Origin of the sequence: Pseudoalteromonas rubra, assembly GCF_001482385.1 — a bacterium.
In the GTDB taxonomy this organism is placed as follows: domain Bacteria; phylum Pseudomonadota; class Gammaproteobacteria; order Enterobacterales; family Alteromonadaceae; genus Pseudoalteromonas; species Pseudoalteromonas ardens.
In genome coordinates, this window is sequence record NZ_CP013611.1 from 2,491,082 (window position 1) to 2,505,419 (window position 14,338).

10 protein-coding genes and 2 rRNA genes are annotated in these 14,338 nt (G+C 48.8%); 2 read left to right on the plus strand and 10 right to left on the minus strand.

The window, feature by feature from the left end; translation table 11 throughout:
* Positions 1 to 111: 111 nt before the first annotated feature.
* Both AT705_RS10915 and AT705_RS10920 read right to left on the minus strand, forming a co-directional pair.
* Entirely contained in the window at positions 112 to 315 is a 204-nt protein-coding gene (locus tag AT705_RS10915; protein ID WP_054014962.1) for an MbtH family protein, read from the minus strand.
* A gap of 55 nt (positions 316 to 370) precedes the next feature.
* Complete coding sequence (locus AT705_RS10920; RefSeq protein WP_058796615.1) at positions 371 to 2,761, minus strand: penicillin acylase family protein; 2,391 nt, start codon at positions 2,759 to 2,761, stop codon at positions 371 to 373.
* A 370-nt stretch (positions 2,762 to 3,131) separates the two neighbouring features.
* Here AT705_RS10920 and AT705_RS10925 point away from each other — a divergent pair, with 370 nt between their 5' ends.
* Complete coding sequence (locus AT705_RS10925; protein ID WP_058796616.1) at positions 3,132 to 3,656, plus strand: RNA polymerase sigma factor; 525 nt, start codon at positions 3,132 to 3,134, stop codon at positions 3,654 to 3,656.
* Here the strand turns inward: AT705_RS10925 and AT705_RS10930 are convergent.
* On the minus strand, positions 3,650 to 4,111 hold the full coding sequence (locus AT705_RS10930) for a tellurite resistance TerB family protein (RefSeq protein ID WP_058796617.1): 462 nt from the start codon (positions 4,109 to 4,111) through the stop codon (positions 3,650 to 3,652). The genes AT705_RS10925 and AT705_RS10930 overlap by 7 nt on opposite strands.
* Positions 4,112 to 4,187: 76 nt before the next feature.
* Between AT705_RS10930 and AT705_RS10935 the strand changes: the two genes are divergently transcribed.
* Positions 4,188 to 4,565 carry a hypothetical protein gene (locus tag AT705_RS10935; protein WP_049865221.1) on the plus strand — a complete coding sequence of 126 codons (378 nt, stop codon included), beginning with the start codon at positions 4,188 to 4,190 and terminating at the stop codon, positions 4,563 to 4,565.
* A 42-nt stretch (positions 4,566 to 4,607) separates the two neighbouring features.
* On the opposite strand, the gene AT705_RS10940 is transcribed toward AT705_RS10935, so the two are convergent.
* The 7 genes from AT705_RS10940 to AT705_RS10970 all read right to left on the minus strand — a co-directional run bounded on the left by AT705_RS10940 (position 4,608) and on the right by AT705_RS10970 (position 14,332).
* Positions 4,608 to 5,195, minus strand: a complete 588-nt coding sequence (locus AT705_RS10940; RefSeq protein ID WP_010383865.1) for a hypothetical protein — start codon at positions 5,193 to 5,195, stop codon at positions 4,608 to 4,610.
* 80 nt (positions 5,196 to 5,275) lie between these two features.
* Positions 5,276 to 5,875, minus strand: coding sequence for a 3-isopropylmalate dehydratase small subunit (gene leuD / locus AT705_RS10945; RefSeq protein WP_010383866.1), 600 nt, complete (start codon positions 5,873 to 5,875; stop codon positions 5,276 to 5,278).
* On the minus strand, positions 5,872 to 7,275 hold the full coding sequence (leuC, locus tag AT705_RS10950) for a 3-isopropylmalate dehydratase large subunit (protein ID WP_058796618.1): 1,404 nt from the start codon (positions 7,273 to 7,275) through the stop codon (positions 5,872 to 5,874). The genes leuD and leuC overlap by 4 nt, the downstream gene beginning before the upstream one ends.
* 32 nt (positions 7,276 to 7,307) lie before the next feature.
* Positions 7,308 to 8,384, minus strand: coding sequence for a 3-isopropylmalate dehydrogenase (leuB, locus tag AT705_RS10955; RefSeq protein WP_049865219.1), 1,077 nt, complete (start codon positions 8,382 to 8,384; stop codon positions 7,308 to 7,310).
* On the minus strand, positions 8,381 to 9,928 hold the full coding sequence (leuA, locus tag AT705_RS10960) for a 2-isopropylmalate synthase (protein WP_049865220.1): 1,548 nt from the start codon (positions 9,926 to 9,928) through the stop codon (positions 8,381 to 8,383). The genes leuB and leuA overlap by 4 nt, the downstream gene beginning before the upstream one ends.
* Before the next feature lie 1,293 nt (positions 9,929 to 11,221).
* A 5S ribosomal RNA gene (gene rrf / locus AT705_RS10965) occupies positions 11,222 to 11,336 on the minus strand.
* Between the two features lie 116 nt (positions 11,337 to 11,452).
* Positions 11,453 to 14,332: ribosomal RNA gene (locus tag AT705_RS10970) — 23S ribosomal RNA — on the minus strand.
* Between the last annotated feature and the right edge of the window lie 6 nt (positions 14,333 to 14,338).

The window sequence follows — 14,338 nt, forward strand, 5'->3', positions numbered from 1 at the left end:
TACTCCGTGATAAATACAGACAGAGAGGCAGGAACATCGCTTGTCCCTGTATTAGCCAAGTACGCATTGTAATTAGCACTTCAATACCAATTACAATGCGCAAAGAAAAAGTTACTGCTCCATTGCCTGGCGCAAACTTAATGGACGCATATCCGTCCAGTGTTCATTGATGTAGGCCAGACAGGTCTCTTTATCACCTTCAACACCTACGTCTTTCCAGCCACCCGGAACGCTTTTGTAGCTGGGCCAGAGTGAATATTGCTCCTCGTGGTTTACCAATACCTTGAAGGTGCCATTCTCGTTGTCAAAGCTCATCATATTCTCCAAAAATCAGACTGTCGGCATAGTGACGCGCGACAGCCTGTATTTTTTAGTCTTTTTTCACAATCAGTTTGGTACTACTGATGGCACTGAAAGCAATTTGCCAGGGGTAGAATGGCAGTGTGATCAGGCCTCCTTGTTGAGCATAGCGTCGGCTACTATCACTAAAGTGCACTGAGTCTCTATTAGCACTTTGAGAATGTAGTAGTAACCCTTTGGCAACAGGGCCCCAATAATCAAAGCCCACAACCATCATCCAGCTAGAACCATAGTTAACTTCATAACCTTCACGTGTGAGTTCGGACCACAATGGTTTTCCATCAACGATACTTGTCAGAGGCGCGGATGCCGGCTTCGCAAAACTGGTCAGGTCCATACCATTAGCCGGTGCAAACATATTAAACCCACCACTGCTGTGGTCTGGACCAGGCCATGCAATACGTTCATTTCCTTTGCTCAGGTACTGAATCTCGGCGTAAGGCGCATCCAGTGCGAATCCATAATGTTGTAGGTTTACGCCAGCACGCAGGAGCTTTTCAAGAATAAGCCGCTCACTTTTCAGGGTGTGTGGGGTCGTTGTTGGTTGAGTTGCGTCAAACGCTACTACAAAGTCCTGAGTCGTATCTAGCTCTCTAAAAAACTCTCGGGCAAGATGAGCTGCTTTGGAATCCAAGTTGAAATGCCCATCCCATTTTGCAAATGCAGTGCAAATTGGATCAACCTGAGCACTAACCCGTTCACTTAGTGCTATAGTCTGTCCGGCATATTGTTGACAAAGGCCTGCTACGACTTCTCGTTGATTGGTATAATAACTGCCATTGCCAAGTATGATTTCTTCCAGTTCAGACAAATCAAACCGACCATCCTGACCTCGTTGTGATGTCAGCAACTCATACGCATAACGGCTGCGCTCTGACTGCTTAGCATCCACTTTACCAAATAAAGGAGACACATCCCGAATAGGGTGTTCTGCATTGGTTAGCCAAAATGAATCATTAGAGTTTTGCACGTAATCACGGCGTCTAAGGGAAGGAGACTTATCCAGATCAATTGCGCCATTGAATATCATTTCACTGCGATCGCCGGGCAATACCACCTGGCCTGTCGACGCAAACACTGCCGCTGTATAAGGGTCAGTTCGCAGCCATTCTAATGCGGTAGGCGACAGGTTGGGCACATTAGAGTCATCGGTGTAAAATACCTCTCCTTGCCTGTCAGCCGCAAGGGTATTATTAAAAGACAAGCCGTTATAACGCGCTGAAGCAGTTACTAGCTCATCAATTGAAGAGGCTTTGTTATAAGCCAGCCAATGATCAATTGCCTCAAAGTTTTCCAGGTTGACATCACGCACCGCAAAGGCAACGCCTCCCTGCCATGGAAAATTCTGCGCGTCTTTTAATAAAAACCCAAAATGAGTTGCATAAGCCGTGTGCTCATGGATGTATGTTCCACCATCTGTTTTGACGGGAATTTGAAGCTGGCGGGTTTGTAGATCATGCCACTGACCTTCGTATTGGTAACGAAGTGGGTTCGTAGGGTCTATTGTCAGACGATAAAATACATGGTGCAACGCACTAGAGAACGTATGTGTCCAGGCTAAATTACGGTTAAAGCCAATATTCACGACGCCCGGAACACCGACGACGGATGCGCCCATAACGTCCAGCTGCCCGGGGATCGTCGCGTGGTGTGTCCAAAAACGAGAATTTCCATGAAACGGGAAATGAGGATTGGCAAGTATCATACCACGCCCATTCGAACTGAGAGATTGACCTAACGCCCAGCCATTGGAGCCCAGTGTAGTATCATCAGCAAAATCCAATACCACAGCTGTACCATTAAGACTTACTGACTGAGGCGGAGCTGCCTGTATCAACATAGGCAACATACGGCCCAAGCTACCTTGCACGCTCATAAGTAACAAATTAGCTACGACATCATGCGCGGTGATGGGCTTAACCCAGGGTTGATCACGACAATCCTGATCCAGAGTTTCATGGCCCGCAGTTACTTCGCTAAGAAAATGGTTATAGCCAGCCGCAAAACCTTCTGCCAAAGCTTTACTATCGTCCGACATCTGAGCATAGTGCTGAGCAACACGTCCGGGTAAATCCAGGATCCGATATCCAATATCTGAATATAGATAATAATTATCCTGGCCTGAGCGGTGAGCGCCCAGATACTGGGCACGCTCCCCCCGCTGACGCAGGTAGCCATCGGCGAGAATACACGCGTGATCTTGTGCCTGTGCATAGGCATTGCCATATCCCAGTCCATATAGAGTATCAGCTTTCACATGTGCTATGCCCAGGTGCGTGCGAGTGACTCTAACGGATTCCTCAGAGTTAAAATGTGACAGTGTAGATACCGTCTGCTGAGCGGCAACTGCGCTCCCCATGCAAATTGATAAACCTGCCACGCCTAACTTAATAAAATTCATATTAGTCCTTTCAGTTACTTATTACACATCAACGCATGGCTCATTCTTGCCACACGAATTCCTTGTAGACGTCACATAACATTAAAAAAACAGTCATCTGACCGTGAAAAAAACCATAAAAAAACACTACAAATACCATATTTAACAACCTTTAATACCTAGATATTTCTCAATATTTGATGGCTACTCACACCAGTACAAGTTTGACCAAAAAACCAACAAACTTACGACTAGGAAACACGCGTTGTATTTTTTATAACAAACAGAAATCTCTCTTGACTTGTGAATACAAAATATAAATAATGCGCAACTGATAACTATTATCATTCGCCATAACGGATCTAAATCAAATACATCGGGAGAGTTCACCGTGCCGCAGTCGCAAGAAAAGTGGTCAAATGTCATTGCAGAAAACGAAGCCAAGCTACTTGCTTATTTGAATAATATTCTGCGTTGCCCCTATCTCGCTGAGGATGCGTTACAAGATACCTTTATTCGTTTGTCTGGTATGTCAGCCTGTCAGAACTGCCAGGTTAAAAATTCGAAGAGTTTTTGCTATCAGGTTGCCCGCAATATTGCCATCGACATGTTGCGCAAACAAAGTCGGGAAAGCCTGGTCGATATGGAATCTGTGCACGGTGAGCACTTTGATGACGAAGAATCTAATATTGAAACCCGCTTCATTGACGCACAGCTCTCAGAAAAAGTGAATCACACTATCGCTAAGCTGTCCAAGCGCCATCAGAACGTCGTAAGTTTTTATCGTGACGGGCGATTAAAGCAAAAAGAAATTGCGCAGATGTACAGTATCTCACCTACGCTGGTCAACTTCCTGATCAAAGAAGCCATTCAGTCCTGCAAGACCGAGTTAGGCACTGCACAGCTCACTCACTGATCGGTGAGCCCGAGCTGCTCACGGGCGGTGAGTTTGGCTGAGATAAAGTCGGCATGCGCCACGTACAGCAAGCCCGCGATTTTTCTGACCATATGTTCTTCGTGAGGATCTAAACTACCGTCGGCATAGGCTACTAACCACAGTAATTCAATCACTTCTATGCGCTCAAGCTCCCCGGTATGTGCGTTCACAACTCGCATAAACCGGTGTAAATCAATCGCTTCATCTACCATAGAGATGGCTTGATCGCGAATGAGCTCGCTGGCCTGTGTTGAAATGCCACTGTGCTGGGTCAGCAACCGGGCAATCATATGGCATTCATCCGCGTGGGTTTCACCATCGGCGCGCATAATCTCCACCATCAGTGCAGCCAGTGCTGTTGTGAAGTCAGGTGCCTGTTCAGATTCAGGCTGTTGAGCCAGGTTATTTATGAACTTTCTCAGTTGTGCAAACAAGCGCACCTCCCAAATATGTTACACTTCAGCAAGACGAGAATGGATTATCAGGTTTTATATGCCACAATCAGGCTTTATGACAACACAGGTTATAAAACAAGTGCGATGCACGCTGTCAGTGGTTGCACTGACGTTACTTGCCAGTGCCTGTAGCAGCTATACGCCGCCACCTAATGGCGTCGTCGAAAAGTTGTATGACTTTGATCACAAAGTGCACTATGACCAAATTAAGTATAATGACGATCACTACTATTTACAGATAAAATCGGATAGTTATCAACACTTTTTGAAACAAAGTGTGTTTTTGCTCAGACACAGTCAACGTTTATGTCAGGGCCGTTTGCCTCAGCTGGTGGTGATCGCGGGCGTGCAGGGCTTTGACCGTTTACCGACTTACCCAAGGCCCTATGAACCCGACCTGCAAGTAGAAGTGCGTTGTGTGAAAAAGCCGTAATAATCGCACAGCTCAATATTTACGCTGAGCTGTGCAACCCTATCAGTCCTGATAACCCCAGGGCGCTTTAGGTGCCTGAACCGGCTTAGTCAAATCAAAGTCAACTCTGAACTCACGTCCCTCTCTGACCAGGCGATAGGTAAAACGCTCATCGTAAATATACATCTGCCAGGTGTTGCCCACAGATTGTGGAATACCACGCTTCACAAACAACTCTTTTGAGTACTGATCAGCAGGAAAAGATTGCACGTTGTCGTAACCTGCATCGACAGTATGGCCACCATACATAGTCGATTCATCGTCACTACCATCTTTATGGCGGTGGTCATGCTTCAGGCTCAACCCACTACCAGTCTTGGTAATGATCCAGGTGCGCGAGGCATTTTTTCCCACATGAAACGGAATTTGCAGCTCTTGGTCGTTACAACGACGCACATGCATGATCAGGCGTGCATCACTGAACGCACTGGGCCCCTGATTATCGACCGTCACTTTGCCCTCATATGCTTTGCCACAATGCTGTTTAAGTTGGTCAAAAAACGCATCATGAGTGGGAATAGAGACTAAAGGAGCCGGACGCGCCATCACAGTGCCACTAACAAGTAAAGCGGCTGCATAAACGAGTTTCATATCAATGTTCCTAAAAATAATAAAGGCCGCAGCGTAATCCACTTAGCGGCCTTTGCCAATTAAATGCGGTGATCAAACAGCTACTGCCAGGGACGCGCCGCCTGAAGTTGCTGTTCAAACTTATCTATCTGAGCATTTAATTGCTCGGTTTCACCGATAAAGTCCAGTCCACTAAGCAGTCGCGCTTTGATATCCGGGCGCACATCAAACGCAATCGGTGCAAAATGCTCACTACGCAACTGCTGCGCTGCCAGGTCCACTTCAATCTGAATATCGGCCTGACGTTCACACAAACCAAACAGACTATCCAGAGTACTCGCGGGCAGACTAATACACAGCATCTGATTATTGCCGCAGTTGTTGAAAAAGATATCGGCGAAGCTCTGTGCCAGGATCACCGTAAACCCGTATTGCTTTAGTGCCCAGGGCGCATGCTCACGCGATGACCCACAGCCAAAGTTATCCCGAGTCAGCAGCACACTGGCCCCCTGATATTGGGGGGCGTTAAGGATAAACTCCGGGTCCGGATCCCCTTGATCTGTGTAGCGCCAATCATAAAAAAGCGCCTTGTCAAAGCCGTCCCGACTCGTGGATGTTAAGAATTGCTTAGGAATGATTTGATCGGTATCGACATTATTTTTATCCAGTGGTGCTAACAAACCACAGTGAAAGACGCTCATGCCTGCTCTCCTTGAATATCAGTAAAGTGACCCGCAATCGCAGCAGCCGCTGCCATCGCAGGGCTCACTAAATGGGTTCTGCCACCGCGACCCTGACGCCCTTCAAAATTGCGATTGGACGTTGACGCGCAGCGTTTACCCATTCCGAGCCGATCATCATTCATCGCCAGGCACATGGAGCAACCCGGTTCACGCCATTCAAATCCGGCTGCTGTAAAAATGTCCGCCAGCCCCTCGCGCTCAGCCTGCTGTTTGACTAAGCCAGAGCCCGGAACAATCAAGGCTTCGACACCACTGGCAACCTGTTTGCCTGCCACAACCTGAGCCGCGGCACGTAAATCTTCAATACGGCTGTTAGTACAAGAGCCGATAAATACTGTATCCACTTTGGCATCGGTCAGTTTTTGGCCTGCACGAAGTCCCATGTAACGCAGTGCACTGCGCATGGCTTCTGCTTTGATCAGATCCGGTTCAATTTCCGGATCTGGAATGGCCTCATCGATCCCGATCACTTGCTCAGGGCTGGTGCCCCAGGTGACCTGAGGTTGGATCTCATCAGCACTGATGATCACTTCGCTATCGAACACAGCATCAGGGTCGGTGTGCAGAGTTTGCCAGTAGGTGATGGCCTGCTCAAAGTCTTTGCCCTGCGGTGCGAATGGGCGGCCTTTAAGATAATCATAGGTCGTCTGATCCGGTGCGATCAACCCAGCCTTCGCGCCCATTTCAATGCTCATATTGCATAGTGTCATACGCGCTTCCATCGACAAAGCCTCAATAGCCGTGCCGCAAAACTCTGCCACGAAACCCGTGCCCCCGGCCGTGCCTAGTTTGCCGATCACCGCCATGATCAGATCCTTGGCCGTGACAGTGGGTCGCAATGTCCCGGTGATCTCTATTTTCAGTGATTTTGCTTTCTTCTGCTGCAGGGTCTGAGTCGCCAACACGTGCTCCACCTCAGAGGTGCCGATCCCATGGGCCAATGCACCAAATGCACCATGCGTTGAGGTATGACTGTCACCGCAGACGATCGTTGTGCCAGGCAGGGTGATCCCCTGTTCAGGACCCATCACATGCACAATGCCCTGATTCACTGAGCTCAGATCATAAAGCTCAATCCCGAACTCCTGACAGTTCTGTGCCAATGCCTGAAGCTGGTTTTTACTGACTTCACTGGCCGCATCAATAGAGCGACTTTTGGTCGACACATTGTGATCCATGGTCGCAAAGGTTTTGTGCGGGCAACGTACCGCGCGATTTTTTTCACGTAAGCCCGCAAAGGCCTGTGGCGAGGTCACTTCATGTACCAGATGCCTGTCGATATAGAGTAAATCGGTTTGTTCGTTAATACTGGTGACCACATGGGCCTGCCAGATTTTGTCGTATAATGTCTGTGCCACTTGCTACATCCTGTTGTTAATATGAAATCCGCTTAGATCCGCTCGACAATTGCATGAGCCACATCCAACGTCGTGTAGCCCCCTTGTGGATAGATATCCGGAGTCCCCACGCCAGCTGCAACGGCTTCGGCGACGGCCTTTTCTATGCGCCTTGCCGCTTCATCCTGTGCCAGCGAGTAACGCAACATCAGGGCTGCACTGAGGATCTGCGCTATGGGGTTAGCAATGCCTTTTCCGGCAATATCTGGCGCCGATCCGCCCGCAGGTTCATACAAACCAAACCCGGATTGATTCAGGCTAGCTGACGGTAGCAAGCCCATGGAACCCGTGATCATGGCACATTCATCGGACAGAATATCGCCAAATAAGTTGTCACATAAAAGCACATCGAACTGGCCGGGTTGCTTCACCAGTTGCATTGCCGCGTTATCAATATATATATGTTCCAGCTCAACATCCGGATAGTCTTTGCTGACGTCGCACACCACTTCACGCCATAAAACACTCGACGCTAATACATTGGCTTTATCCACCGATGTGACACGATTGCTTCTCAGCCGGGCTGCTTCGAAGGCAAAACGAGCAATGCGTTCGATTTCCTGACGACTGTAACGTTGGGTATCAAACGCCGCTTCCTCTGCGCCACTGCCTTCGCGGCCTTTATCGCCAAAATAAATGCCACCAGTTAATTCACGCACACACAGAATATCAAAGCCCTGCTGACTGATATCAGCCCGTAACGGAGAGGCAGCGCTCAGCGCCGGCAATAATTGCGCCGGGCGCAGATTACAAAACAGCCCGAAGTGCTTTCTCAGCGGCAGCAAAGAAGCCCGCTCCGGCTGCTCCTGTGGTGGTAAATGTTCCCACTTTGGCCCGCCAACTGAACCAAACAAAATCGCATCTGATGCTTCGCAGGCTGCCAAAGTTGTATCCGGCAACGCAACGCCGTATTCATCAATCGCTGCTCCACCAATCGCATGATGTTGGCGCTGTAAGCCAATACCGAATACTTCACTGACTTTATCGAGCACCAGCTCAGCGGCAGCCATCACCTCAGGTCCAATGCCATCACCGGCTAATACTGCTATCTGATAATTTGATTGACTCATCCTGCTTTCCTTTGTTGTTTCAAACTCGAGACCTTGGCGGCTCGGTGAATTAAGTTATAAACGTGGATCATGGCGTGCACAGAGGCTTCCACCACATCGGCAGCCAGCCCGGTACCGTGGTACTGGCGACCATCATATTTGGCTATCATATCGACCTGCCCCAGTGAGCTTGCCCCCTGACCGGTTGCATCCAGGTTGTACTCAACAATATCAATTGCCTTTCCGGTAATACGCTCAAGAGCCAGAAATGCCGCTTCCACCGGACCGTTACCCGTGGCAGCTTCCTGTTTGAGCTGTTCACCCATCGCAATCCCTACGGTTGCGCTGGCGATCGATTGAGAGTTCGATGACGCATTGACAAATTGCAACTGGTAAAAGTCGTCTTTATCAGTGATCTGATTGAAGTGGATCATAGCTTCCAGGTCATAGTCATATACTGTGCCCTTTTGATCTGCCAAAGCCAGAAAGCTGTCGTAGAGAGAGTCCATGTCGTAGTCAGATTGCTGATAACCCAATTCGCTCAATCGATGTTCAATCACATGACGGCCAGAGCGTGACGTCATATTTAGCTGATTATTCGGGACGCCGACAGTTTCAGGTGACATAATTTCGTAGGTATTTTGTGCCTTTAGTACCCCATCCTGGTGGATCCCGGAGCTGTGCGCAAAGGCGTTTTCGCCAACAATGGCTTTGTTCGGCTGTACCGGCATATTACAAATTTTGGCAACCTGGCGTGATGCGCGATAAATTTCTTCGCTTCGAACGTCACAACTCACTTGCAAGTGGTCTTCGCGCATTTTTAAGATCATGGCCGCTTCTTCTAATGAGCAGTTACCCGCACGCTCACCAATGCCATTAATGGTACATTCGATTTGTCTCGCACCAGCCTGAACCGCTGCGATAGAGTTTGCGACGGCCAGGCCGAGATCGTTGTGACAATGCACGCTCAGACGCGCTTTATCGATATTCGGGACGTTGTGTCGAATATGATGGATCATTGCCGCATACTCATCAGGCGTCACATAGCCCACTGTATCGGGCAAGTTAATGGTGCTGGCACCGGCATCAATTGCTCGCTCTACAATGCGACATAAATCGTCATAAGGGGTGCGACTGGCATCTTCACACGAAAACTCAACATCATCGGTGTAATTACGTGCCAGCTTAATTGATTTCACCGCCATCTCGGTCGCATCATCCAGCGACATTCTGAGCTTATGTTCCAGGTGTAGCGGACTGGTCGCAATAAATGTATGGATACGGCTCTTCTGTGCCGGCCTCAGTGCCTCACCACAGGCTTCAATGTCTTTACTAACTGCACGTGCCAAACCGCAAATGCTTGGCCCACTAATTTCTCTTGCGATCCGTTGTACAGCACGAAAGTCAGCCGGGCTTGAGACCGGGAACCCAACTTCCATCACATCTACATTTAAACGACTAATGGTATGCGCGAGCAGAATTTTATCTTCTTCCGTCAGACTGGCTTTAAGCGCCTGCTCTCCATCTCTTAATGTCGTGTCGAATATCCAAACCTTATCTTGCATACCTGATGTCCTCGTTTAAGCATAAAAAAACCCCGCACAGTGTGCGGGGTTTATCGTGTTGCTGCCCTTACGCGCAACTACGCCCCGCTCTTACAGCTAAGCAGTAAGAGGTTAAGCGATAGTGACAACGTAATAATTTGCATGTGGGCATTGGTCCTGTTGATGAATTGCCTATGTTTTAACATGGTCGAAAAGCACAGATCAAGCATATTTATTCCCAAAACCCCAGTAAAGCAGGAGCCAACTTGAAATTTTAATTTAAGGATTAAATAAAAATAAGGAGTTTAATACCCTCATTCTTTAGTCATTAGAAGGTGAAGGCCTGAGAGATAAAAACAGAGGTGATTTAAATTTATTTAAAATCGGGGCAATTATTTTAGCCAATCACGAGAGTAAGAGAAGTAATCACGTGCCGACTGACGAGAATGATCGCCAACGCGACATGTCATTCATATTCACCATGTGGCCCGTGAGTAGCTCCCACATCAAGTGCGGGATGACGGTGGTGTGGGTTATGTCGCCGTGCCATTCTTACTCACCACGTGGCCTGTGAGTAATTCCCGCATCAAGTGCGGGATGACGATGGTGTAGATTATGTTGACGTGCCACTCACACTCATCGTGTGGCCTGTGCATAGCTCCCGCATCAAGTGCGGAATGATGATTGTGTAGGTTATGTCGACGTGCCACTCATACTCATCGTGTGGCCTGTGCATAGCTCCCGCATCAAGTGCGGGATGACAATGATGTGGGTTATTTCGACGTGTCATTCATACTCGCCGTATAGCCTGTTAGTAGTTCCCACATCAAGTGCGGGATGACGATTGTGTGGGTTATGTGGACGCATCATTCATATTTACCATGTGACCTGTGAGTAACTCCTACATCAAGCGCGGGATGACGATGGTGTGGCTTTGTGATCGGAAAGTTATACAACTTTTTTAAATCGCACATAGCAAAAAACCCGCTGTATCTCTGCAACGGGTTTGACCTACATGGAAGTACGAATGTCGTTGAGATTCATGGGTGAATTGCAACCGAAGCACCGCTTCGCAGCTATCGTGCAAAGTCGTGCTTTAGCGCGGCCTTTGCGCAAGGTGAAATGAGCAATTGTAGAGAACGCAGACCTATTCACAGCACAAAAAGAAGCCCTCCACAGGGAAGTGTCCCCAAAGACTGCTAGTACCAGCTTCATGGATGAATAGGCGACAACGCCATTCTATCTACAGCTTCTTTAAATTACTCCAAACGCAAAAAAGCCCGACTCTTTCGAATCGGGCTTTCTTTTATTAGGCCCTGGCGATGTCCTACTTTCACATGGGAAACCCCACACTATCATCGGCGCTATTTCGTTTCACTACTGAGTTCGGCATGGGGTCAGGTGGTTCCAAAATGCTATGTTCACCAGGAAATTCTGTGTGCAAGATGTTTATCAACATCTCACTAAAATCTGGAAAAGCGTATTAAATTCTTATCGTCTACTTTATTTCTTAACTTCTAACAAACAAAACCACTTTGGCGTTGTATGGTTAAGCCTCACGGGTAATTAGTACGAGTTAGCTCAATGGCTCACACCACTTCCACATCTCGCCTATCAACGTTGTAGTCTTCAACGGCCCTTCAGTTAACTTATAGTTAAAGTGAGAACTCATCTCGAGGCTCGCTTCCCGCTTAGATGCTTTCAGCGGTTATCGATTCCGAACGTAGCTACCGGGCAATGCCATTGGCATGACAACCCGAACACCAGCGGTTCGTCCACTCCGGTCCTCTCGTACTAGGAGCAGCCCCTCTCAATTCTCAAACGCCCACGGCAGATAGGGACCGAACTGTCTCACGACGTTCTAAACCCAGCTCGCGTACCACTTTAAATGGCGAACAGCCATACCCTTGGGACCGACTTCAGCCCCAGGATGTGATGAGCCGACATCGAGGTGCCAAACACCGCCGTCGATATGAACTCTTGGGCGGTATCAGCCTGTTATCCCCGGAGTACCTTTTATCCGTTGAGCGATGGCCCTTCCATTCAGAACCACCGGATCACTATGACCTACTTTCGTACCTGCTCGACGTGTCTGTCTCGCAGTTAAGCTGGCTTCTACCATTACACTAACCGTACGATGTCCGACCGTACTTAGCCAACCTTCGTGCTCCTCCGTTACTCTTTGGGAGGAGACCGCCCCAGTCAAACTACCCACCAGGCACTGTCCTCAATCCCGATCAGGGACCTAAGTTAGAACATCAACACTACAAGGGTGGTATTTCAAGGACGGCTCCACGCAATCTAGCGACTGCGCTTCAAAGCCTCCCACCTATCCTACACATGTAGGGTCAATGTTCAGTGCCAAGCTGTAGTAAAGGTTCACGGGGTCTTTCCGTCTAGCCGCGGGTACACAGCATCTTCACTGCGATTTCAATTTCACTGAGTCTCGGGTGGAGACAGCGTGGCCATGGTTACACCATTCGTGCAGGTCGGAACTTACCCGACAAGGAATTTCGCTACCTTAGGACCGTTATAGTTACGGCCGCCGTTTACCGGGGCTTCGATCAAGAGCTTCGCCTAAGCTAACCCCATCAATTAACCTTCCGGCACCGGGCAGGTGTCACACCGTATACGTCATCTTACGATTTTGCACAGTGCTGTGTTTTTAATAAACAGTCCCAGCCACCTGGTCACTGCGGCTCTCGCCTGCTTACGACGCGAAGTCTTCACAAGTAAGAGCGTACCTTCTCCCGAAGTTACGGTACAATTTTGCCTAGTTCCTTCACCCGAGTTCTCTCAAGCGCCTTAGTATTCTCTACCTGACCACCTGTGTCGGTTTAGGGTACGATTCGATATAAACTGAAGCTTAGAGGCTTTTCCTGGAAGTAGGGCATCAACAACTTCACCACCGTAGTGGCTCGTCTCGACTCTCAGCCTTAGCGACCCGGATTTTCCTAAGTCACCAGCCTACAGCCTTTCACATGGACAACCAACGCCATGCTTGCCTAGCCTGCTCCGTCCCCCCATCGCATTTATACCAAGTACGGGAATATTAACCCGTTTCCCATCGACTACGCTCTTCAGCCTCGCCTTAGGGGTCGACTCACCCTACCCTGATTAACATGGGATAGGAACCCTTGGTCTTCCGGCGTGCGGGTTTTTCACCCGCATTATCGTTACTCATGTCAGCATTCGCACTTCTGATATGTCCAGCATGCCTCCCGGCACACCTTCAGCCACTTACAGAACGCTCCCCTACCCCGCGAACTAAGTTCGCAGCCGTAGCTTCGGTGGTATGTTTAGCCCCGTTACATCTTCCGCGCAGGCCGACTCGACTAGTGAGCTATTACGCTTTCTTTAAAGGATGGCTGCTTCTAAGCCAACCTCCTAGCTGTTTTAGCCTTCCCACATCGTTTCCCACTTAACATACACTTTGGGACCTTAGCTGACGGTCTGGGTTGTTTCCCTCTCCACGATGGACGTTAGCACCCACCGTGTGTCTCCCGGATAGTACTTTACGGTATTCGGAGTTTGCAAAGGGTTGGTAAGTCGGGATGACCCCCTAGCCTTAACAGTGCTCTACCCCCGTAAGTATTCGTCCGAGGCTCTACCTAAATAGATTTCGGGGAGAACCAGCTATCTCCCGGTTTGATTAGCCTTTCACTCCTAGCCACAGGTCATCCCCTAACTTTTCAACGTTAGTGGGTTCGGTCCTCCAGTCAGTGTTACCTGACCTTCAACCTGCCCATGGCTAGATCACCGGGTTTCGGGTCTATACCCTGCAACTTAAGCGCCCAGTTAAGACTCGCTTTCGCTACGGCTCCCCTAAATGGTTAACCTTGCTACAGAATATAAGTCGCTGACCCATTATACAAAAGGTACGCAGTCACCCTCGAGGGGCTCCTACTGCTTGTACGTACACGGTTTCAGGTTCTATTTCACTCCCCTCACAGGGGTTCTTTTCGCCTTTCCCTCACGGTACTGGTTCACTATCGGTCAGTTGGGAGTATTTAGCCTTGGAGGATGGTCCCCCCATATTCAGTCAAAGTTTCACGTGCTCCGACCTACTCGATTTCACTTTAAATAAGTTGTCGTGTACGGGACTGTCACCCTGTATCGTCATACTTTCCAGAATGTTCCACTAACTACATTAAAGCTTAAGGGCTAATCCGATTTCGCTCGCCGCTACTTTCGGAATCTCGGTTGATTTCTTTTCCTACGGGTACTTAGATGTTTCAGTTCTCCGCGTTCGCTTCATACAGCTATGTATTCACTGCATGATGACCCAAAGGGCCGGGTTTCCCCATTCGGAAATCCTAGTCTCAAGCGCCTCTTACTGGCTCAACTAGGCTTATCGCAAGTTAGTACGTCCTTCATCGCCTCCAACTGCCAAGGCATCCACCGTGTACGCTTAGTCACTTAACCATACAA

Excerpts from the sequence above, each read along its gene's own strand:
- AT705_RS10915 (WP_054014962.1), bottom strand. The coding sequence starts at position 315 with ATGAGCTTTGACAACGAGAATGGCACCTTCAAGGTATTGGTAAACCAC.
- AT705_RS10920 (WP_058796615.1), bottom strand. The coding sequence starts at position 2,761 with ATGAATTTTATTAAGTTAGGCGTGGCAGGTTTATCAATTTGCATGGGG.
- AT705_RS10935 (WP_049865221.1), top strand. The coding sequence starts at position 4,188 with ATGACAACACAGGTTATAAAACAAGTGCGATGCACGCTGTCAGTGGTT.
- AT705_RS10940 (WP_010383865.1), bottom strand. The coding sequence starts at position 5,195 with ATGAAACTCGTTTATGCAGCCGCTTTACTTGTTAGTGGCACTGTGATG.
- leuD (WP_010383866.1), bottom strand. The coding sequence starts at position 5,875 with ATGAGCGTCTTTCACTGTGGTTTGTTAGCACCACTGGATAAAAATAAT.
- leuB (WP_049865219.1), bottom strand. The coding sequence starts at position 8,384 with ATGAGTCAATCAAATTATCAGATAGCAGTATTAGCCGGTGATGGCATT.
- leuA (WP_049865220.1), bottom strand. The coding sequence starts at position 9,928 with ATGCAAGATAAGGTTTGGATATTCGACACGACATTAAGAGATGGAGAG.